The organism is Nostoc sp. (genome assembly GCF_036919495.1).
Lineage (GTDB): Bacteria > Cyanobacteriota > Cyanobacteriia > Cyanobacteriales > Nostocaceae > Nostoc.
On the sequence record NZ_JBALBZ010000128.1, the window covers coordinates 1 to 22,198 of the forward strand.

The 22,198-nt window shown below is 43.2% G+C and carries 14 protein-coding genes; 6 read left to right on the forward strand and 8 right to left on the reverse strand.

Annotated elements, in window-relative coordinates:
• Nucleotides 1-4,999: nSTAND1 domain-containing NTPase (locus tag V7K25_RS17255; protein WP_335159762.1), on the reverse strand; the 4,999-nt coding region annotated here is incomplete at its 3' end.
• A gap of 242 nt (nt 5,000-5,241) precedes the next feature.
• Between V7K25_RS17255 and V7K25_RS17260 the strand changes: the two genes are divergently transcribed.
• A complete protein-coding gene (locus V7K25_RS17260; protein ID WP_335159763.1) occupies nt 5,242-5,523 on the forward strand; it encodes a hypothetical protein in 282 nt (93 codons plus the stop codon).
• A gap of 35 nt (nt 5,524-5,558) precedes the next feature.
• Here the strand turns inward: V7K25_RS17260 and V7K25_RS17265 are convergent, their stop codons facing one another.
• The 3 genes from V7K25_RS17265 to V7K25_RS17275 form a co-directional block, all read right to left on the reverse strand.
• Nucleotides 5,559-6,857 (reverse strand): P-loop NTPase fold protein, encoded by a 1,299-nt coding sequence (locus V7K25_RS17265; protein ID WP_335159764.1) that lies wholly within the window; start codon nt 6,855-6,857, stop codon nt 5,559-5,561.
• A gap of 465 nt (nt 6,858-7,322) precedes the next feature.
• Complete coding sequence (locus V7K25_RS17270) at nt 7,323-8,678, reverse strand: (Fe-S)-binding protein (RefSeq protein ID WP_335159765.1); 1,356 nt, start codon at nt 8,676-8,678, stop codon at nt 7,323-7,325.
• A 58-nt stretch (nt 8,679-8,736) separates the two neighbouring features.
• A complete protein-coding gene (locus V7K25_RS17275; protein WP_335159766.1) occupies nt 8,737-10,101 on the reverse strand; it encodes an FAD-binding oxidoreductase in 1,365 nt (454 codons plus the stop codon).
• Between the two features lie 222 nt (nt 10,102-10,323).
• Between V7K25_RS17275 and msrB the strand changes: the two genes are divergently transcribed.
• On the forward strand, nt 10,324-10,818 hold the full coding sequence (gene msrB / locus V7K25_RS17280; protein ID WP_335159767.1) for a peptide-methionine (R)-S-oxide reductase MsrB: 495 nt from the start codon (nt 10,324-10,326) through the stop codon (nt 10,816-10,818).
• A gap of 447 nt (nt 10,819-11,265) precedes the next feature.
• Here msrB and mreD read toward each other — a convergent pair whose 3' ends face one another.
• The 3 genes from mreD to V7K25_RS17295 form a co-directional block, all read right to left on the reverse strand.
• Complete coding sequence (mreD, locus tag V7K25_RS17285) at nt 11,266-11,883, reverse strand: rod shape-determining protein MreD (RefSeq protein ID WP_335159768.1); 618 nt, start codon at nt 11,881-11,883, stop codon at nt 11,266-11,268.
• 25 nt (nt 11,884-11,908) lie between these two features.
• The gene (gene mreC / locus V7K25_RS17290; RefSeq protein ID WP_335159769.1) at nt 11,909-12,718 is read right to left on the reverse strand and encodes a rod shape-determining protein MreC; all 810 of its coding nucleotides are present in this window, start codon (nt 12,716-12,718) and stop codon (nt 11,909-11,911) included.
• Between the two features lie 98 nt (nt 12,719-12,816).
• Entirely contained in the window at nt 12,817-13,824 is a 1,008-nt protein-coding gene (locus V7K25_RS17295) for a rod shape-determining protein (protein ID WP_335159770.1), read from the reverse strand.
• Between the two features lie 361 nt (nt 13,825-14,185).
• Between V7K25_RS17295 and V7K25_RS17300 the strand changes: the two genes are divergently transcribed.
• A complete protein-coding gene (locus V7K25_RS17300; protein ID WP_324978357.1) occupies nt 14,186-14,548 on the forward strand; it encodes a single-stranded DNA-binding protein in 363 nt (120 codons plus the stop codon).
• Between the two features lie 116 nt (nt 14,549-14,664).
• On the opposite strand, the gene V7K25_RS17305 is transcribed toward V7K25_RS17300, so the two are convergent.
• A complete protein-coding gene (locus V7K25_RS17305; protein WP_335159771.1) occupies nt 14,665-15,408 on the reverse strand; it encodes an SIMPL domain-containing protein in 744 nt (247 codons plus the stop codon).
• A 385-nt stretch (nt 15,409-15,793) separates the two neighbouring features.
• On the opposite strand from V7K25_RS17305, the gene V7K25_RS17310 reads away from it, so the two are divergent.
• From V7K25_RS17310 to V7K25_RS17320, 3 genes are all read left to right on the forward strand, one after another.
• Nucleotides 15,794-17,272: a cation:proton antiporter gene (locus V7K25_RS17310; RefSeq protein ID WP_335159772.1), complete on the forward strand. Its 1,479-nt coding sequence runs from the start codon at nt 15,794-15,796 to the stop codon at nt 17,270-17,272.
• A 578-nt stretch (nt 17,273-17,850) separates the two neighbouring features.
• Entirely contained in the window at nt 17,851-19,731 is a 1,881-nt protein-coding gene (locus V7K25_RS17315; protein WP_335159773.1) for an N-acetylmuramoyl-L-alanine amidase, read from the forward strand.
• Nucleotides 19,732-20,281: 550 nt separating this feature from the next.
• Entirely contained in the window at nt 20,282-22,177 is a 1,896-nt protein-coding gene (locus V7K25_RS17320) for an N-acetylmuramoyl-L-alanine amidase (RefSeq protein WP_335159774.1), read from the forward strand.
• The last annotated feature ends 21 nt before the right edge of the window (nt 22,178-22,198 follow it).

Here is a 22,198-nt window from a genome sequence, read left to right on the forward strand (position 1 = left end):
GTTGCCCGTTGAGCGTCCACAACCGCGCTGTGTTGTCATCTGATGCCGTGGCGATGGTTTTGCCGTCCGGGCTGAAACTCACACTATTGACACTGTCTTGATGCCCTTTGAATTCTTGGAGCAGTTGCCCGTTGAGCGTCCACAACCGTGCTGTCTTGTCAAATGATACCGTGGCGATGGTTTTGCCGTCCGGGCTGAAACTCACACTTAAGACACTGCCTTGATGCCCTTTGAATTCTTGGAGCAGTTGCCCGTTGAGCCTCCACAACCGCGCTGTCTTGTCCCAAGATGCCGTGGCGATGGTTTTGCCGTCCGGGCTGAAACTCACACTTAAGACACTGCCTTGATGCCCTTTGAATTCTTGTAGCAGTTGCCCGTTGAGCGTCCACAACCGCGTTGTCTTGTCATCTGATGCCGTGGCGATGGTTTTGCCGTCCGGGCTGAAACTCACACTTCTGACCCAATCTTGATGCCCTTTGAATTCTTGTAGCAGTTGCCCGTTGAGCGTCCACAACCGCGCTGTGTTGTCATCTGATGCCGTGGCGATGGTTTTGCCGTCCGGGCTGAAACTCACACTATTGACACTGTCTTGATGCCCTTTGAATTTTTGGAGCAGTTGCCCGTTGAGCCTCCACAACCGTGCTGTCTTGTCCCAAGATGCCGTGGCGATGGTTTTGCCGTCCGGGCTGAAACTCACACTCTTGACACTGCCTTGATGCCCTTTAAATTCTTGAAGCAGTTGCCCGTTGAGCCTCCACAACCGCGCTGTCTTGTCCCAAGATGCCGTGGCAATGGTTTTGCCGTCCGGGCTGAAACTCACACTATTGACACTGCCTTGATGCCCTTTGAATTCTTGGAGCAGTTGCCCGTTGAGCCTCCACAACCGCGCTGTCTTGTCATCTGATGCCGTGGCGATGGTTTTGCCGTCCGGGCTGAAACTCACACTCTTGACACTGCCTTGATGCCCTTTGAATTCTTGGAGCAGTTGCCCGTTGAGCCTCCACAAGCGCGCTGTCTTGTCCCAAGATGCCGTGGCAATGGTTTTGCCGTCCGGGCTGAAACTCACACTATTGACACTGCCTTGATGCCCTTTAAATTCTTGGAGCAGTTGCCCGTTGAGCCTCCACAACCGCGCTGTCTTGTCATCTGATGCCGTGACGATGGTTTTGCCGTCCGGGCTGAAACTCACACTCTTGACACTGCCTTGATGCCCTTTGAATTCTTGGAGCAGTTGCCCGTTGAGCCTCCACAACCGCGCTGTCTTGTCATCTGATGCCGTGACGATGGTTTTGCCGTCCGGGCTGAAACTCACACTCTTGACACTGCCTTGATGCCCTTTGAATTCTTGGAGCAGTTGCCCGTTGAGCCTCCACAACCGCGCTGTCTTGTCATCTGATGCCGTGACGATGGTTTTGCCGTCCGGGCTGAAACTCACACTATTGACACTGTCTTGATGCCCTTTGAATTCTTGTAGCAATTGCCCGTTGAGCGTCCATAACTGCGCTGTGTTGTCTAATGATGCCGTGGCGATGGTTTTGCCGTCCGGGCTGAAACTCACACTATTGACCCAGCCTTGATGCCCTTGCAACTGGTTGCGTTCTTTAATTTTATTGAGAATACTATCCAAAGCAAAAATAGGGCTAATAGCTGGATATTTTTCTAGAGGGCGACCATCTTTTACCAAAGATTTTAACTCTTTCCCACTCTGCACTGCTGACACCAGCGATTCTAACTCAGCATACTCAAACTGTCTTAAAGCATTAACACCTGCCCCTTCTAATTCCGTTCCCTTTTGTGCTTCTTTTTGTGCTGTCTCTGCTGCGCGTGTATCTTTATATGCTTTTGTCAGCGCTGCTTGTGCTTGATTCAAAATAGTTTGAGCCTCTTTAGTTTTAGATTTTGCTTCCTCTTGTTGTCTATTTGCCTGTTGTGCTTTCTCTTCAGCAGTTTTGACTTGTTCGTTAGCTGTTTTAATTTTTTCCTCTGCGTGAGAATTTTTATCTTGTAATTCTGCTGCTTGCTGCTTTACATTCCCTAAATCTGCTTGTGCTGCCTTAAATTTCGCATCTGCGGCTTGCTGATTTTTCTGCGCTGCTTGAAACTTCTGCTCTGCATCTTTCTTTTTAGTTTCTAATTCTTGCGCTTTATTCTGTATTTCTCTCTCTTGCTTTTGTGTAGCTTGCAAGCGTTGAGTTACTAACTTGTAGTTGGCTTCAGCCGTTTTAACTTTATTTTCTGCCCGTTGCTTTTTGTTACCAGCATCTTTAGCCACGTTAATTTGACTCAATGCATATAAAGATGATATACCTGCCAATAATAATAGACATACCGCTAAACCAGAACTCAGCGTCAACCGCATCCGCGCTTGGCGAATTTGTTGGTCAGCTTCTTGTTGAGCATTAACTAATATCTGCTTTGCATCTTGTTCAAGCTTCAGCTTCTCTTCTGCTTGCAAGCGTTGTTCTCGCTCTCTCGCTAGTTCTGCTAATATTTCATTACCCTGTTGTTGGCGAATAAACGACACAAGGTAATCATGCACCAATTGATAACGGTCAGCCGGAGATTCTGGTAATAGTAATACTAACCTTGATGCCACAAAAATCTCTAACACCAAATCTAGTTTATCGGCTTCTGCTGCCAAATCTGCGACTAATTCAGCACGAGTCTTGAGGGGACGAGTCCCATTTTCATCTGTGAGTAAATATAAAACCAGTCGTGCAACCTGTTCATTCTCTGCGCCACAATCATGGATGACTTCTTCTAAAAATCGCTCAACCAGTTTTTCTTTCGTACCAAATTGAAGATACTTATCTAAAGTTGTAATTTTCTCAGTTTGCAATTGCGTCCCCACAATTTGTAACTCAATTGGGCGAACCTCCCCCAATTCTCCTGCTAATTCCCGCACTAATTCATCAATCAATGCAGGTTCTAAGTAAAACTGAGAGCGTTCTGTTAAACTCTGCACAACTGCCTTCGCATGGGCTGGCGAAAAGTTACCCAAATAATAGCGAATATTTTTATCGAGAATATTATTATTAATTACACTTAAATCAAACAGACGGTCTAACTCTAATAAATAATGTAAATAATCTTCCCGCAAAGACAGAATTACCTTGACAAAAGGAATATTTAGACAAACTCGCAAAAAATCATAAAATGCTCGTCGTTGACCTTGGTCTGGATAAACAAAGAAAAACTCCTCAAACTGGTCAAACATTAAAACCGTCAACAAATTCCGGTCAGCATTTCTCCGTAATTGTTCTAAAATAGCGGCTGAAGAATCAAGATTAGCAAATAATTGATTCCATCTGACTTCATTAAAAGCCTTAGCCAAACTCTGCCCCAACATTCCTACCCAATCAGTATAAACTCGCAACAAAATAGGTAAAGCATCTCGCTCACCAATTGCTTCCTGTTGCAACGCCGGGATTAATCCACCCTGTAAAATTGAACTTTTACCCACTCCTGACTGACCATGAATTACAGTCAATTTATGCTCAGTCCCGCCAATTCTTTCTCGCAAACGTTTAACATCTTGTCCCCGACCAGAAGCAGCAATTTCTTGAGCAATAGTTTCAAAATTTTCTACTTGCAACTGTGCAGAATTAATTGCCTGTCGCTGTGGATTAAGATAAGATGCACCAACAAAGGCGCGAAAACCATACTGTTGTTCAATTTGTAATTGTTCTTGCTTAATATTAAAAGCTTTAAGATAATCACTTTGTTCAAAGTAAAGTGAGCGTAACCTTTCTAATATAGATATATATAATTGCGGGTTATATTGATGATTACTTTCAGACTTAGCCGCTTTTAAACTATTAATTGCTGCTTCAAATTGACCTAAACCCTGTTGAGATTTAGCTAAAATAAACCGATACAAACTAAATTCATTTGATTGTAAATTAGGTATCGCAGCTAATATTTGCAATGCTTGCCCTGCGTGTTTATGAGCTTCATCCCACTGTGACTGCTGTAAGGCTACCTCTGCTAAAAATCCATAATCTTGAGCCAACTGCAACGACGTGCCATAATTTTGATGTAGCGGCAGAGATTTTTCCACAAGACTTTGCAACTCTGGCCATGCTTCTAAACGTCGCAGCACTTCACCCAGTTTAGTAATATGTTTTGCAACTAAATCTGAACGTTGTATTTGTTCAAAAATCTCAACAGCTTGCTGAAAGCAAATTTTAGACTCTTGCCAATAGCGTTGATTTTCTGTCTGATTTTTTTCAGATTGGCGATTATAAGCTGAAGCAATATTAACGAGTAAGATACCTTGTCGTTCTAAATGATTACTTTGTCGCCAAAACCCCAAGCTTTGTTGATAATGTCCTAAAGCAGAATCTATCTCGTCATGTAGATAATCATTTAAACCAAGCAAAAACTCTAAACTTGCTTGAAGTGCTGCTTCTAATACTTCTCCTCGATTTTGCAAATCTTGACGGGCGGTTTCTAGTTCCCGGCAGATTTGGGAATTAGGCGTGACATCACCAGCAAAGATTTCATCACTTTTTTGCTGAAGGAAATTGACTAACTCATCGGTAGGGTTTTCAAACTCAATAATAGTTGCCCAATTCTCTAAATCAGTTGCTAATCGAATAAATTTTTGCAGAACTGAATCATTAACCCACAACAATATCGGAAACGGGAAATTCTTTCTAAACTCCTCCCGTACTTGGTTAGCTGAAGTCAGAACTGTATCAATATCTTTAACCGACTCCAAACCAAAAATCATCAATGTAAGTGGCTGTTCATCTCCCAGTTGTTCGCCTATATTTGTGTAAAGCGTTTTGACTGATGTAGGTAAAGTAATTTCGCCAATGTGTACAGGAGATAATTGGTGCAAGCGTTCTACCATGCGCTGACGTAAATCAGCATAGTTACAGCGCAGTAAAATCAGCGAAAATGTTTCCTGAGAAAGGGTAATTGTTCGCACCAGAGTTTTCAATGAACGCTCATTGTCAAAGGCTAAATTTTCTGGCTCTCGCTGATTACTCATAACATATAGAAAAATCGTATTTGATTTTTGAAATTATCTATGTGGGTGGGGAGTGGGGAGTAGAGAGTGGGGAATAAGGAATTAGGCTTTTCGGCCTGTACCGAGCTTTTGCAGAAATCAAATATTAGTCCTATAGCAGTTTTCTTTTGCATAAAGTACAAAGCTATGGGTTTTGAGGCAGGAGGCAGAAAGGACGATGGACAATTTATTTCTGCTAGTTGTAAAAAGCTGTAGTTGTGAAGATGACGACTGACACGGCTCCCGGACTTGCTGATATAGCTCCCGCACTTGTTGATGTAGCTCCCGCACTTGTTGATATAGCTCCCGGACTTGCTGATATAGCTCCCGGACTTGTTGATATAGCTCCCGCACTTGTTGATGTAGCTCCCGCACTTGCTGATGTAGCTCCCGGACTTGCTGATGTAGCTCCCGGACTTGCTGATGTAGCTCCCGGACTTGCTGATGTAGCTCCTGCACTTGCTGACACCGTTAATGTTGTGCTATTTTACAAAATACATAGATAGGTAAGGGTTTACAACTTTATGCCCCTACAGCCGATTTATAACCTAAATTCCTTCGCTTCTGCCAAAATCGGATTAATATCAAACCACGAACCATCCTCATTCCGGTATTCAAATACAAACATACTGCGAAGCAAAAGTTCGTACCTTTCATGACCTCTCAAGCTTTTCTCTTGCGCTACCTCACGCAGTAATTCCCATTCATCGGGCGTAATTGCCAAAGTTAGCTCATTGCGGCGTTGTTTAATCACTCTATTTACGCACTCTTGCGACAAAGGTGGGTCTTCTTGCTGAAGACAGCGAAACAATAACATCAACAAGTTACGCAAATGACCGCCGCTAACCTGGCAAAGTCGCTCTAAAGTATCAGGACTATCAAAAACCTCAGTAATTAAATGCTGGCTTTGTTCCCAACTGACACCAGGAAAAGCCCTCGCCATAACCATTTGTTGCAACAGCGTGATTCCTTGTGAGAATTGCGAACCATCTTGTAATTCCACAGGAACCATCGGCAAAACCTTGGGGTCTGCGCCAAAGCGATTTGTTAACCTTCCTAAAGCGTTAGAAAAAATCAACACTAGGGGAATAGTATAAACAACATGACAATTTAGCTGGTTTAACTGTTCACCGCGTTCAACAAAGAGATATTCTGGCTGGTAATAACCCGAAGGCTTCAAAGAATTATCCACTCGGTCGAGATTATCTATAATTACCACCAGTCCTTTTTTACCTTGCTGCTTCAGTTTTTCTCTAGCAGGCTTGAGCAATTCTTTGTTGATTGATTCTAAAATGCCATTGGTACGCGGTTCTAAATATTGGCGTAACTGAGAGCGAAGTTTAGGACTGTCTTTAGTTTTGGCGGTAATTTTGGCAATACCTACAGATAACTCTCCCCCAAGTTCTATCGGCGTTTGCAAAAATTCAGCAAGTTCAGTAAATAGAGTTTGAAAGTATCCTGGTTTCAGATTAATTTTTATTGCTTCCAGACTTTGACTCACCTCACGAGCTACTGCCAGTAAAATATCTGTAACATCAATATCAGCCATATCCAGGCTTTGGCTAGACTCAAAATAAACCACATGAAATTCCTGCTTCTCTAACTCTGCCTTTAGCCGCAGTAATTCAGTAGACTTGCCACAGCCGATATGTCCGGTAAATAATTGACAAGTAGGTTCTTCAGGTGAAAGGCGGGTGATAGTTCGCCCAAGTTCCTCAATAATCTTGGCACCACGCACTTTAGAGAAATCAATATAATATTGTCTATCCTCCGGTTTGCTCACAACCAGAGTCTTACTGGGGTTGCAAGCTTGAAAAAACCTGACTAAATCTAGTTTCATCACAAATCACCCGAAATTAGGCTGACACTCTTGCCCATTTCAGTGATTATACAGACGATAAAGCCGCTATTTCGGAAAGACCTTCTGCAAATTGACTGATTATATCTGCTCAATTAACCAGAATTAAGAGCAACCCCACCCCGCAAGCGAGGGTACAATGTACACACAAGTTGAAAAATTCTCTACCCCCATTTTTGTCAGAGTGAAACTGTCACGCAGACAGGCAATCCCGCCCAGAACTGAAGTTCAGGGCTGATAGCTAAAGTCTACTTGAGTGGACTTTAGCTATGAGACTCGGAATTCATTCCGAGTCGGGATAGAAACGCAGTGCCAAATTTATTAATAAACATATGGCTGCGGCAAAACTTGTGTGTACACCGTAGGCAAGCGAGGAGGGGAGCAAAAACGTAGCTTTGGCTCTTTGCTTTAAAATAAATGAAAAAATGTCCACCCCACAATAAATTCCTACAATTTCAACTTTTCACCCCGAATCGAATAATCTAACAACTCCATCGGGTGAATAACTGAAATCTTTTTACCTTGCAACTGCAAATGCTTTGTAATTTGCAAAGTACACCCCGGATTAGCAGAAGCAATTAACTCAGCACCAGTATTCAATAAATTCTGCACTTTTTGCCGACCCAATTCTTCAGAAACTTCTGGTTGCAGCATATTATAAACCCCGGCACTGCCACAACACAAAGCTGCATCTATTGGTTCTCTCAACTTCACCCCTGGAATTTGCCGCAATATCTGACGCGGTTGCACGCTAATCTTTTGACCATGCAATAAATGACAAGCATCTTGATAAACTAAACTCAAGGGTTTATCAGTCAGTGGCGATAACTTTGCTGTTAACCCAACAGTTGCCAAAAACTCTTGAGCATCTTTCACCTTAGCTGCAAAATCCTTTGCCTTTTCTCGATATTCTGGGTCACTTTCTAAAATGTGACCGTATTCTTTCAAAGTATGACCACAACCAGCAGCGTTGATAATTACGAAATCGACATCAGTGTTAGCAAAACTATCAATCATCTGCCTTGCTAAAGCTTTCGCCTGTTCTGTTTGTCCTTGGTGTTCGGGAAGCGCTGCACAACAACCTTGAGATTTCGGAATCACAACTTCACAACCATTAGCTGTTAAAACTCGCACGGTTGCTTCATTCACAGGAGAGAAAAACAGCCGTTGCACGCAACCCAAAATTACCCCAACTCGGTAGCGCTTCTCACCTTGGGCGCGAATAACAGTAGGCAAATTATCCTGAAAAGATTTGAGAGTAATTTCTGGCAGAATAGATTCCATCGCTGCCAAACGAGGCGATATTTTATTCAGTAAACCTGTAGCGCGAAAGAATCTAGCAAACCCCAACTTTTGATAAACCAACAACGGAACTAATAAAATCCGTAAAAGGTTGGGATAAGGAAACAAAGAAAATATCAATTGACGAAAAAATTTATCTGGCAAACTGCGAGGATAATTTCGTTCAACTTGATGACGAGTTGCAGAAATTAACTTGTCATACTGCACACCAGAAGGACAAGTACTCACACAAGCAAGACATCCCAAACAAGAATCAAAATGTTCTACCGTTGCCGTATTCAGGGCAATCTCACCCTCATTAATTGCATCCATTAAATAGATGCGTCCTCTAGGAGAATCCATCTCCTTACCAAGCACCCGATAACTCGGACAAGTTGAGAGACAAAATCCACAATGTACGCAACTATCAATCAACTTTGGGTCAGGCGGATGACTCTCATCAAACCCCTTCAAATTCTTTAAACTAGCCGTATTATTAACAGAATTTTCGGAAACTTGCATAATTAATTCTTTTCCCCTCTTCCTTTGCGTCCTTTGCGTCCTTGGCGGTTCGTTAAAATTAAATCCCACCCACAAACCGCCCAGGACTTAAAATATTCTTACTATCAAACTGTTCCTTAATACGGCGCATCAAAGGCAAAGCATTCCCCGTATAACCCCAAACATCTATTTGTTCTTTAACCGCCACTGGTGCTTCCAGAATTGTTAAAAAACCACTACTTGTTTGAGTGCCATCGCTTCTAGCGGAGCGTAGCTCATCGCGCACTTTCAAAACTTGATTTTTATCCTCTAATTGTAACAAACCCAAACCACTACTTATATGAATTAAACCCAACTCCACCTGAGTCAAAATCTCCACAGCAGCAGTAGGTAATACTCCTATTTTGCAAGTAATTACAGATTCTGTGGCAGTAGTATGGATTCGTTCTTGCAATCTCTGCCATAGATTAGCCTCATCACCCTCGGCAAAAATTGCCCCATCTAAACCTAACTTTTGCCCTACTTCCAAAACTCGGTTTGACTGTTCTTTAACACTCTCACTAATACTTTGAAAGCGGGCAATTAATCCCAGTCCTTGGCCCAAACCTAAGCTGGACACCAGTTTCGTTGATAGCAAATCAGCCTGAACTGGTGTTAACGCCGAACCTCGAAGGATATCAGCCGCTTGAGATACAGCCTCTGCACTACCTGTTAGTACCACCGTCCCCGATGCCTCTGGTAGAGGATACACGCGAAAAGTTAGTTGACTAATAAAAGCTAATGTGCCATAAGACCCAGTAAGCAACTTCATCAAGTCATATCCGGCAACATTTTTAACTACTCTTCCCCCAGCTTTAGCAATTTGGCCATCAGCACGCACAAAGGTAATACCTAGTAACTGGTCGCGCACACTACCATAACGTTGTCGCAGAGAACCTGTATCACCCGTGGCAACAATACCGCCAATGGTTGCTGACTCTGGTGCTGTGGGGTCAACTGCAAGAAATTGCCGCGATTTTGCTAAAAGTGCTTGTAAATCAGAGAACTTCATCCCAGGTTCTACTGTGACAGTCAAATCCCCAACAGCGTGTTCAATGAGTTTATTAATGCGTTCTGTACTAACTACAATATCAATGCCCTTAGCTAAACCGCCCCAGCTAAGTTTGCTGCAACTACCACAGGGGAGGATACGCCAGTTGTTAGTGTAAGCTGTAGCTATAACTGCGGCTAACTGTTGTTGGGTGCGGGGATAGACGATACAACTGGGAGAATTTCCAGAAGCGTAGACGCCTTGCAGGTTCTCGTTAGAGATGGCCTGTTGAATACGTTTTTGCTGACTTAGTTCTATATTTTCCCAAAGACAAACAGCATTTTCTTCGCCAACGATAGATGCAAAATCAGAAGCGCACACGCCTTGCGGCTTGTCGTTAGACATCGCTTTCATTTAGTTTATTTTTTTACGCCCTATATCTAAAATACTTGCTAACTTGACCAAAAAAGCGCATTGCCGTTAATGTACGGTGGCTTTATTTGGTTATTTCTTAGCTAATTTTAATCAGTTTATCAGGGATAATTCAGGGCGATCGCTGATTATAGTCATTAATGTAGGGAATTCCGTACTGGAGTTGATTGCCCAGTTAACCTCAAAATAGAAAATAATAGATATATGGACAAACGGTATTTTTTACAGGCTAGTGCAGTAATAGTCGGCACAGCATTGTTATCAAGGTATATCAATTGGGGGTCAGAAGCGATGACAACTTCTAATAGTGGATTTGAAATTACTAAACCTGAAGAAGAGTGGCGCACCATTTTAACGCCAGAACAGTTTAGTGTATTGCGTAAACATGGGACTGAACGTCCTCACACCAGTCCATTGGATAAGGAATACGACAGTGGTACTTATTATTGTGCTGCGTGTGAACTGCCACTTTTTACCTCTGATACCAAATTTAACAGTGGTACTGGCTGGCCTAGCTTCTTTAAACCGATTGAAGGTGCGATCGCTACTACTGTAGATCGGTCGTTGTTTATGACCAGAACTGAAGTGCATTGTAGTCGCTGTGGTAGCCATCTGGGTCATGTTTTTGATGACGGCCCTGCACCCACAGGCAAGCGCTATTGCATGAATGGGGTTTCCTTGAAGTTTACTCCTGCCTAATTTAGTTCCAATCGCACGCACTAACCTAAATTATGAAATTTTGAGGCTTGACCAAGGGTGAATAAATTGTTGACAATAACTTCTCCTACCCAATCCTACTGGACGAAGTATTGTCAATTTAAATAAATACAACTCTTGGTCTTCGCTAAAGCTATTTACCTAAATCTTTCTATTTATTTGAGTCGTTTTTCTCCTTTTTGTCTTTGGGATCTTTTTTAGGTTTTTTAACCTCTTTATTACTTTTTCTTTCCTTCGACATTAGCGTTCTCCAATTAGATTACTTAGTAAAAGCTTCCACATTCTGCCGTAAGTAAATCAGGAAATGACTTACCTGATATTTTTTAAGGCAAAAAAGAAAGTATCAAACATAAATGCTACTAACTACCATAATACGGTGTTGTTTGATTATCGGGGTTAATCTAAAATCCAAAATCTAAAACTCTTTGACTATTGTTCCAACAATTTTATCCGTTGCCACCAAAGATTTAGCGGATAATAAACCACAGGTGCCCACAGACTACTAAGAATGGCAGAAGCTAGGGCGACACGCTGGTAATATGTCCAAATATCTGTGACCTTGCGCTCATTCCCCATCAAAGTTAATTGCAAGCCAAAAATAGTTTCTGCCAAAACTGCCATAACAAAGACAATTACAGCAATCGAAATAAAATCTTCTTCGATAAAACGCTGCTTCTGGAGCAGAGCAGTTAAAATTCCCACTATACCTAAACTGAGGGCATGAGTAGGGTTAAGTGATGTCATTGAATCTTGAAGTAGTCCCAGAACTATACCTGCCAATGCTCCGGCAAACACCGTGCGCTTCACACTCCAAGCTACCACCCAAATTAACAGCCAGTTTGGGGCAATTCCCAATAATTCCATACCCGGTAAGCGGGTTGGCAATAATAGTAAACATAACAGTACAGAACTAGCCGTCACTATCCAACCCAACAACTGACGTACACCGGGATGCCAACGAGAAAGTGGCTGGATTCGGAATTTCGATTTTCGCTCTGACGATTTTCGCTTTTTCTGCCTGCTACCACCAAATGCAGGAATCTTCATTTTTCTATGGATTTTTTTGAAGAATTTACTTAGACTTTTGCGGCACTTGATTTACCGACTTTTGGGTTTCCGACTCTTGGTTTTCTGGCTTTGGATAAACAGCTACCCAATCGAGAGAGCGGATTGGTGGAAAAAGCTCAATTTTCGCTACTGATGCCGGAAGTTTCTTTAAATCCAGCGACTTGATTCGTCCTACTGCCAAACCAGAAGGAAATTTCTGACTATAAGTAGATGTGGAAACTAAATCTCCTACCTTGACATTTGGGACTTTTTCATAAAACTCCAGCACAGCTTCTGCGGAAGAATCTCCTCGCAAAACGCCTTTAGCTGCTGTGCGGCTAACTGATACACCCACTTGACTTTTAAGATCGCTGATTAACAATACGCGGCTAGTATTGGGAGTTACACTTTGCACCAAACCCACTAATCCGCCTTCTGCCTTGACTATAAAGCCTTCTTGAATCCCTGCATTCGCACCGCGATTCAGGGTAACTTGTTGCCACCATTGGTCAGCACTACGTCCTACTACCCGCGCTGGAATTGGCCGTGATGCCAATGGCTCTTTTTCCACATAGCCTAATAAATCTTGTAGCTTGGTCTTTTGACTTTCCAAATCTACTATACGGGTTTGCAATTCTAATATCCGCGCATCTCTAAGACGTTCTTCTGGAGTTGGCCCTGACTGCAACATCTCTAACGGACGGGTAATTGCCTGGTATGTTTCAAGCACCAGTTCACCTTGAGTTTGTCGCAATATCCAAGCACTACCAACTACTAAAGCTAACAACCCGATTTGTAACCCTTTATGATCCCACCAACGTCGTATTGTAACCATATATACCTCGTATACTTAAACAATTAAGTTCTACTTGGATTCTATTTATATAAAACCCAAATAGAACTCAAATAGAACTTAAGTCTGATATTTTTTTGCTACATATTGCGAGAGCTTTCAGTGACAACTCGTTCTAACTGTTTAAAGTTTTCTAACACACGACCTGTTCCCAGCACAACACAGCAAAGAGGGTCGGCGGCAATGTGAGTCACAATCCCCGTTTCATGGCTAATTAAGGTATCTATGCCTTTGAGCAAAGCACCACCACCAGCTAACATAATACCTCTGTCAATAATGTCTGCTGCCAGTTCTGGAGGTGTACGTTCCAGTGTCCGCTTCACAGCTTCTATAATTACTGATAGCGGTTCCAACATACTTTCACGGATTTCTGGGGCTTTGATTGTTACAGTACGCGGCAGACCAGAAAGTAGGTGTAAGCCTCGGATTTCCATCATGGCGTCATTGTCATCATTAGTAGGATAGGCAGAACCGAGCCGAATCTTAATATCCTCGGCAGTGCGTTCACCAATGACTAAGTTATGAACTTTCTTAATATACTGAAGGATGGCTTCAGTCAGTTCATCCCCAGCAATGCGTACTGATTCGCTAATCACTGTACCCTGAAGACTCAGCACTGCAACTTCTGTTGTCCCACCACCAATATCGATGATCATGTTGCCAGTGGGTTCAGCAACAGGTAGTCCTGCACCAATGGCCGCAGCTACAGGTTCATCGATTAAATAAACTTTTCTTGCTCCTGCTTGGTGAGCCGCATCCATCACAGCTCGCCTTTCTACTCCTGTGACACCACTGGGAATACCAATGACAATTCGGGGTAAAATTAGAGACCTGCCTTCATTTACACGCTGAATAAAGCTTTTGAGCATCAGCTCGGCTATATCGAAATCAGCGATTACACCATCGCGCAAAGGGCGGAGGGCAATCACATTTCCCGGTGTACGACCGAGCATTTTTTTGGCTTCTTCTCCTACTGCCAGTGCTACCTTTTCGTTGACATCGATAGCAACTACAGAAGGCTCTTGCAGTACAATACCTTTACCAGATACATAAACGAGGGTGTTAGCAGTACCGAGGTCGATACCCATATCCCATGATGTACGAAAGTTCCTAAAAATACCCACGCGTCTATAAGCCCCTTATGTGCGATACTTCTTGACTACAACGGTAGAGTTGATTTGATTATGTTTATATCCTGAGTTCAGTAAACTAGACTATATTTTTATATGATTCCCAGGAATATTTACGATGTCTCAGCTATGTATGTTTTGATATTCTCTGGTTAACTTAGTATACCCGTATAATTTTATGTGTTTCTCCAAGTAGTATGTATAATTTTTCAAGTCAACTATATTGTTAACTGTTTAACACATTATTTTCAAGTGTTTCACAATTCGCTATGATAAAAGTCTGAATTACTAAGTACACTTGTACTAAAAGGTAACGCACATGAGTATTAATATTGTCACCCTTGTTGGTCGTGTAGGTAGCGACCCTGATATAAAATATTTTGAATCTGGTAGTGTTAAGTGTAGATTGACGCTAGCTGTAAAAAGACGATCGCGCAACAGCGATGAACCTGACTGGTTCACTCTGGAATTATGGGATAAGACGGCTGAGGTAGCAGGTAATTATGTACGCAAGGGAAGCTTAATTGGGATAAAGGGTTCTTTGAAGTTTGACACATGGAGCGATCGCCAAACAGGAGCAAACCGTTCAACACCAATTATTAGAGTAGACCAACTAGATTTATTAGGCTCTAAGCGCGATGGAGAGGGTGGTTCAGGAGATATGTCTTCAGAACATTTTTAATTAGGCATTAGATATTGGGCATTGATAGTCCTTTGCCCTCACAAATGACAAAGCGCAAAGTCTGAGCGCCGGCTTCCGGCGATCAGAACTTTGTAAGAGGGACTAACGACAAATAACTAATAACTAATTTGCAGCGTCACCGATGCTTCTACTTGCTGTTCACCACCAACAACAGGGGTGGAAGCATCAGCTACTTTGGCAGCTTCAGCCCTTAAAAACATCGGTGGTGGTGGAGGCGCACTGGCATTATTAACTTGAATGCTCACCACTTCTTTGGATTTGAAACCCAAGGCACTAAAAACAGCATCAGCTTGCTGTTGGGCATCTTGGGTAGCTTCTTTTAATGCTTGCTTTTGAGCAGATGCGATCGCTTCATCATTAGCAACAAAACTAATACCGTTAATTTGTGTCGCACCCGCTTTCACTGCATTATCCAATAATGTCCCAGCTTTCTCAGTAGGAATGCGAAAACTTACTGTGTTATTGGCAGCATAGCCTGTAATCCTCTGCACATTATTGGTGTAACTGTAAACTGGATTAAGCTGGATACCAGTAGTTTGTAATTTTTCAACATTTTGGCTCTTGAGGAACGCAACTACAGCCGATGACCTCCGGGCGGCTTCTTGCTGTACCTCTTGGGCTGTTTTCCCCTGAATCTCCACTCCTAAATTGACTTGCGCCAAGGTTGTAGGAATTGTTTCTACTCCGCGACCACTCACACTAAGGGTTCGCCACAATTTCTCTTTTTCTTGTGCCAATGTAGGCAGTGTAAAAGTTACACATAAAAGCATTGCTAAAGGCAGTATTTTCCACAGCTTTCCATTGGTAAACTGAGAACCGGATAAAGCGGCTCTAGTCATAAGATTTGCACTCCTCAAAGTATCCACAGATGTTTTTAATAAACTATATAGCAATCTTCTGATGGCTGTTGAGAGTCAACAGTCACCACAAGTTTTTCACAACTCAAGTGCGATCGCTAGATACGATTTGTATGTTCTTACTTTGACACTGCCATAGTCAAAAGCTGGAATGGTTACATTTTTGGAAACTAAAAAAAATTACACCAGTACTTTCTTAATCTAGTAATGAAAAGTTTGTAGTAAGCACTTTAGTGCTTAGAAATAAAGACTTCAGTCCTTACTACGAACTGAGGACAAATTAATTTATTTAATCTGTCAATCACATTTCCATAGGATGTTTTTCAGAAACGCGTCAAAATCAAAGAGAAGGATTTTCAGAGAACCCATGCATTTGTTAGATCCAATCAACTTCTCTTTTCCTCTGCTGGCTACCGCAACACAAGCCGCAGACAGTTCAATGGTAGTAGCAGCAGTGTTACTAAGCTTAGTAATCGTTTATCTCGCCAGCAAAGTTGGTGGAGAGTTATCAAACCAAGTGGGTTTACCGCCTGTCTTAGGCGAACTGGTCGGTGGCGTGGTAGTTGGTATCTCTGTTTTCCACCTTTTAGTGTTTTCAGAAGGCGGCACAGACAGTTCTAACTCTTTGATCATGTCCTTCCTTCAAATCACTGCTGGTTTAACGCCTGAAGCCACTCCAGCCGTGTTTGCAGCGCAGTCTGAGGTCATTTCCGTTTTGGCAGAATTGGGTGTGATCATCCTACTGTTTGAAATCGGCTTAGAATCGAACTTAAAAGATTTAATGGCAGTTGGTATCCAAGCCACCGTCGTTGCAGTAGTGGGGGTAGTAGTACCCTTTGCTGCTGGTACTGTAGGACTGATGACTTTGTTTGGAATTGCTGCTGTACCCGCAATTTTTGCCGGGGCGGCTTTGACTGCCACTAGTATTGGTATGACTTCCAAGGTGCTGTCAGAGTTGGGGCGACTCAATTCTAAAGAAGGGCAGATTATTTTGGGTGCTGCCGTAATTGACGACGTTTTGGGAATCATCGTTTTAGCAGTAGTTGCCAGTTTAGCTAAAGATGGTGTGGTGGATGTCAGCAAAGTTATTTATTTGATTATCAGCGCCACTGGTTTTATTTTGGGAGCAATTCTACTAGGGAATGTTTTCAATAAGTCCTTTGTGGCGATCGCTGATAAACTCAAAACACGCGGCGGACTAGTAATACCAGCATTCATCTTCGCTTTTGCTATGGCATACCTTGCTGCCGTCATCCACTTAGAAGCAATTTTAGGAGCTTTTGCGGCGGGTTTAGTTCTAGAAGAGACAGATAAGCGCAAAGAACTGCAAACACAAGTCTGTCCTATTGCCGATATGTTAGTGCCAATTTTCTTTGTAACTGTTGGCGCAAAAACCGATTTGGGAGTTTTAAACCCAGCAATTCCCGATAATCGAGAAGGTTTAATTATGGCAACTTTCCTGATCGTAGTAGCCATTCTCGGTAAAGTAATCACAGGCTTAAGCGTGTTTGGTCAACCGGAAATCAACCGTTTAGCGATCGGTGTGGGGATGATTCCTAGAGGGGAAGTTGGATTAGTATTTGCTGGTGTCGGTGCAGCCAGTGGCGCTCTCTCGAAACCATTAGGGGCAGCAATTATTATGATGGTTATCTTGACAACCTTTTTAGCTCCTCCTTTGTTACGATTTGTATTTCCAGATCCAAAAACTGTGGATTCAGTCTCAGACCAACTGATTTTAGATGGTTCCTCTGGAACCTCGTTGGTAATTGAACCGCCTCAGTCAAGAGTACCAGCATCAAATGACAGTGGCAATTTAGAAGTAACCCCAGAATCTAGCGATCGCTAATCTTTGGGAATGGGGAATGGGGAATAGGGAAGAAACTTGTTCAATAACTCTCCCTCATCCCCTTGATCCCCCTCATCCCCAAATTATGCAGTGGAAACTTCTCTTCCTAAATTTCCGTCCCGTCTGATTGTAAAATAATCGTCTGTTTATAATTTCTACCACCATTCAGAATGTTATTTATTTCCAGTTTCCCTTGGCTTATAAGCCTTTATTTGAAAATCTTCCAGGTAATTGGGGAGTAACACCCATAAATTTTGCTAGATCCTCTCAAAGGAATGGGAATTATCTATTTAGTACATTGATGGCGAAAAACAAAAAACAGTTATCAGTGAACAGTTATCAGTTATTAGTTTTCTAGCTTCCTTGGGAGTCAGAATTCCTACCTCTAAAGGTGGAAAATTTCACATGGGGATTTACACCCAATATGAAACCTGGTAACTGATTTAAGCGCGTCTTTATACCATCTGAAAAAATCAGAAAAGGCATCAGAGGTCAAGTTTAGGTGGTGACAGTGTGATGATTTACCAATGAGTTGAGATATTGACGGCTCCCATGAACGTGAATTAGGAGAAAGGACTGTGAAATTACATTGGTTACTACCCAGCACTATTGGAACTATCTTCATGCTATCGTCGCCGGTAATGGCTGCGAGACTTGAATCTTGGCGCTTTGATGCCAATCAAAACAGGCTGGAAATTAATACTGTAGGAGCAGTTCAACCCCAGGCACAACTAATTTTCAATCCAACTCGGCTGGTAATTGATTTGCCAGGAACCACATTTGGGCGTCCGCAGCTAACCCAACAGGTGGGCGGTGGAATTCGCTCGATCCGGGTTGGGCAGTTTGATGGAGAAACAACCCGTATAGTTATCGAACTGACTCCTGGCTATACTTTAGACCCCAAACGAGTGCAATTTGTAGGTACAACTGGCGATCGCTGGAGGGTGCAATTACCGAGACCAGAAGTCGATCGAGTAGCCGCTTCTCCAAGAACTGCTTACACTGTTGTTACCCCAGACTCTGAGCCACAACCTGGTATTTCAAGGGTTGCGACTACTAGAAAAGGGACGACTCAAATTGAGAACTTACAAGTAACAGGTGATGGGTTGTTCATTCGCACCAGTGGTGGTAATCCTCCGATTCGGGTAATTCGCAGCCGCGATCGCGCTAGCATCTTCATGGATATCTCTGACGCATCTTTATCACCACGTCTGATGCAACAGAATAAGATCCCTGTTAATAGACATGGTGTTAGCCGCGTCGAATTCACCCAACTACAAGGACAACCTCCTGGTGTTCGCCTGACTTTGCGGGTAGATAAAAATAGCCCCAACTGGCAAGCAACTAATAGTAACAGTGGTGGATTAGTAGTTCTACCTAGTCGTGTTGTCAGATTGCCTGGAAATAATTATGACAATCAGGCACAACCACCCTCCTTTCCCATTAGACCATCTGCCGACAACTCGCCAGCTACAATTGAGTCTGTACAACTGGCTGATAATGGCAGACAACTGCTAATTAGAGGCGACCAAACTTTATCTGCCACTGGAACCTGGGATAGCTCCTTAGGTGTATTCCGCGTCACAATTACCAATGCCAAGTTGGCTAAGAGAGTTGCAGGCCCGACTTTTGCTCCCAATAGCCCCATTGTTCGAGTCCGTCTGCAACCCCAACAACCGAACACAGTTGTTGTTTTAGTTCAACCAGCAGCCGGAGTGCAACTTGGGCAACCCCAGCAAATTGGCGACCAGCTTTTGGTTCCAATACAAGTACAAGGTTCTCGGCGAGTTGTCGCCCTCCCCGGAAGACCCCGCTTTGCTTTACCTGGGCTACCACCACCAAACCGGGGGCCATTCCCAGACCCAAACAATCCCAATCCCCAGCCACTAACACAACCACTGCGCCGAGTTACCAATGGGCGAGTGGTAGTGATTATTGACCCCGGACATGGTGGCAAAGACTCTGGAGCGCTTGGCATTGGGGGGGCACGCGAAAAGGATGTTATCTTGCCTATTGGTAAGAGACTTGCTGAGATTTTGCAGCAACATGGCGTACAAGTTATTATGACCAGGGATTCTGACTATTTTGTTACCCTTCCAGGACGGGTGCAATTAGCAGAACGAGCTAATGCTGATGTGTTTGTTAGCATCCACGCTAATTCCGCAGGTGCGAGTCGTCCCGATGTTAATGGCTTGGAAGTATATTATTACGATAGCGGTCTGGATCTAGCTCGCATTGTCCGCAGTAGCATTCTTCAAAACATTAGTACTATCAAAGACAGGGGAGTGCGGCGAGCCAGATTTTATGTCCTCAGAAAAAGTTCTATGCCCTCCATTCTCGTGGAAACGGGTTACATGACTGGTCGAGAGGATATGGCTAGGCTCAGAACCTCAGCTTACCAAAATAAAATGGCAGAAGCGATCGCTCGTGGCGTTCTTCAGTATTTAAAGAGAAGATAAGTGATTTAGTCGAAATTATTGAGCAAATACATCTAATCTTTACCAATATTATCCAATTTAGTACTAAACAATTTAAGTATTTTTGCGGCGGGATAGGAGTAGCTTCTTTGTTATTGCCATCTGATGATTTGCAAGCCAAGCAATTTTGGATTTTGGACTTCGACTTCTCTGCGAGACGCACTCGCGTTCGCTCAGTCAAACGATTTTGGATTTTGGATTAACCCCAGCAATAAAGGGATGGGCTTGAGAATTTTAAATTTTCGATAATGGAATTATTTCACACCACAAGGAGTGTTAGTGTATCAAAGCGTTAGTCCGCCATGAACCAAAAATCAAAAAATCTAAAATTAGGAATCTAAAATCTAAAATTGACAGTCAAATTTATATAGGCTCATGGCATGGCAAAATCAGAGGAGCGTGCTATATTTTACGCCATTAGCTGTGTCTTAATAACAGCGCAAAACTCAAGTGTGCGCGGTGACGGTGTGAGGATTTGCCAATATGTTGAGATGTTGACGGCTTCCATGAATGTGAATTAGGAGAAAGGACTGTGAAATTACACTGGTTACTATCCAGTACTATTGGAACTATCTTCATGCTGTCGTCGCCGGCAATGGCCGCGAGACTCCAATCTTGGCGTTTTGATACCAACCAAAATCGTCTGGAAATTAATACTTCGGGGGATGTTCAACCCCAAGCACAATTAATTTTTAACCCGACTCGTTTGGTAATTGATTTGCCAGGAACCACATTTGGGCGTCCGCAGCTAACCCAACCGGTGGGCGGTACAATTCGCGCTATCCGGGTTGGGCAGTTTGACGAACAAACAACGCGCATAGTCGTTGAACTGACTCCTGGTTATACTCTTGACCCCAAGGGAGTACAATTTGTTGGCACAACTGGCGATCGCTGGATGGTACAATTACCTACACCAGTGGCTGAGAATGTCCCCTCAAATACTGGAGGGCAACAAGAACAAGCTATAGCAACAGAGACTTCACCGAGAACATTTCCACCAGTGTTCTCCCAAAGAAATATCTACAACGTGGTGACAGCAAACCCTGTCAATCCGCCTAAAAACAGAATGCTTGCCGCCAGGGTTACTCAAATTGAGAACTTACAAGTCACTGGGGATGGTTTTTTCATCCGTACCAATGGTGGTAATCCTCAGATTCAGGTAAATCGTAGCAACGATCAAAGGGCAGTTAACATCGATATTACTGGCGCTACTTTATCACCAAATCTAGGGCAGCGCGATTTGCCGATTAATCGCTATGGTGTCAATCGCATTCAGTTCAGCCAACTACAAACAAGCCCATCTGTTGTTCGGATAACTTTACAGGTGGACGAAAATAGTCAAAATTGGCGAGCAACCACTAGCAGTATTGGTGGTTTTGTAGTTCTACCCAGTCGTGGCGTTGCCCAGTTGTCTGAAGGTAATAGTCCACGCCCAATACCATCTAGTAACACCTCAACTGCTACCATTCAGTCTGTGCAATTGGCTGGTAATGGCACACAACTGCTGATTAGAGGCGACCAAGCTTTATCTGCTACAGGAGGCTGGGATAGAACTTCTGGTCTGTTCCGCATCACCATCAACAATGCTCGGTTAGCTCCCAGAGTTACAGGCCCGAATTTTAATGCTAATAGCCCTATCCTGCGGGTTCGTCTGCAACCACAAGAATCCAATACTGTCGTCGTCTTGGTTCAACCAGCAGCCGGAGTACAAATTGGGGAACTCAATCAGGTTGGCGACCAGCTTTTGGCTTTAGAATTACAACGCTCTGCTAGCGTCACACCTCCTATTGCTTTACCTCCTCTGCCATCTCCAAATCTAAGTCAATTCCCAAACCCCACAGATAATCCTCGTCCTATCTCCCGGCCACAGCCGCATCCCTCCGTTCCTAGAGGGAAATTACTAGTTGTGATTGACCCAGGACATGGTGGAAAAGACTCAGGTGCCCCAGGTCTAGGCGGACTTTTAGAAAAGGACGTAATTCTACCTATTGGTAAAAGGGTAGCAGCCATTTTAGAGCAAAATGGTGTACAGGCGGTACTCACACGGGATGCTGACTTTTTCGTAGAACTTCAGGGACGGGTAGAAATTGCCCAGCGAGTTAATGCAACTGCCTTTGTCAGCATTCACGCTAATTCGGTTGATAATCGTCCTGATGTTAATGGGTTAGAAGTATATTATTTCGATAGCGGTTATGCTCTGGCTGAAGTAGTTCGCAAAACCATCCTCCAGAACATCAGTACAATCAAAGACCGGGGAACCCGCAAAGCCAGATTCTACGTTCTCAGAAAAAACTCCATGCCCTCGATTTTAGTAGAAACAGGTTATATGACTGGTCGAGAAGACAATCCCAGATTAGGAACATCAGAGTATCAAAATCAGATGGCTGAAGCGATCGCTCGTGGCATCTTAAAATACTTACAGCGATAATATAGTACAAATTACTATTAA

Bases quoted from the DNA above. Each gene is read 5' to 3' on its own strand.
- V7K25_RS17300 (WP_324978357.1), top strand. From the start codon at position 14,186: ATGAGTATTAATATTGTCACCCTTGTTGGTCGTGTAGGTAGCGACCCT.
- V7K25_RS17310 (WP_335159772.1), top strand. From the start codon at position 15,794: ATGCATTTGTTAGATCCAATCAACTTCTCTTTTCCTCTGCTGGCTACC.
- V7K25_RS17305 (WP_335159771.1), bottom strand. From the start codon at position 15,408: ATGACTAGAGCCGCTTTATCCGGTTCTCAGTTTACCAATGGAAAGCTG.
- V7K25_RS17260 (WP_335159763.1), top strand. From the start codon at position 5,242: ATGACGACTGACACGGCTCCCGGACTTGCTGATATAGCTCCCGCACTT.
- mreC (WP_335159769.1), bottom strand. From the start codon at position 12,718: ATGGTTACAATACGACGTTGGTGGGATCATAAAGGGTTACAAATCGGG.
- V7K25_RS17295 (WP_335159770.1), bottom strand. From the start codon at position 13,824: ATGGGTATCGACCTCGGTACTGCTAACACCCTCGTTTATGTATCTGGT.
- V7K25_RS17275 (WP_335159766.1), bottom strand. From the start codon at position 10,101: ATGAAAGCGATGTCTAACGACAAGCCGCAAGGCGTGTGCGCTTCTGAT.
- mreD (WP_335159768.1), bottom strand. From the start codon at position 11,883: ATGAAGATTCCTGCATTTGGTGGTAGCAGGCAGAAAAAGCGAAAATCG.
- V7K25_RS17270 (WP_335159765.1), bottom strand. From the start codon at position 8,678: ATGCAAGTTTCCGAAAATTCTGTTAATAATACGGCTAGTTTAAAGAAT.
- V7K25_RS17265 (WP_335159764.1), bottom strand. From the start codon at position 6,857: ATGAAACTAGATTTAGTCAGGTTTTTTCAAGCTTGCAACCCCAGTAAG.
- msrB (WP_335159767.1), top strand. From the start codon at position 10,324: ATGGACAAACGGTATTTTTTACAGGCTAGTGCAGTAATAGTCGGCACA.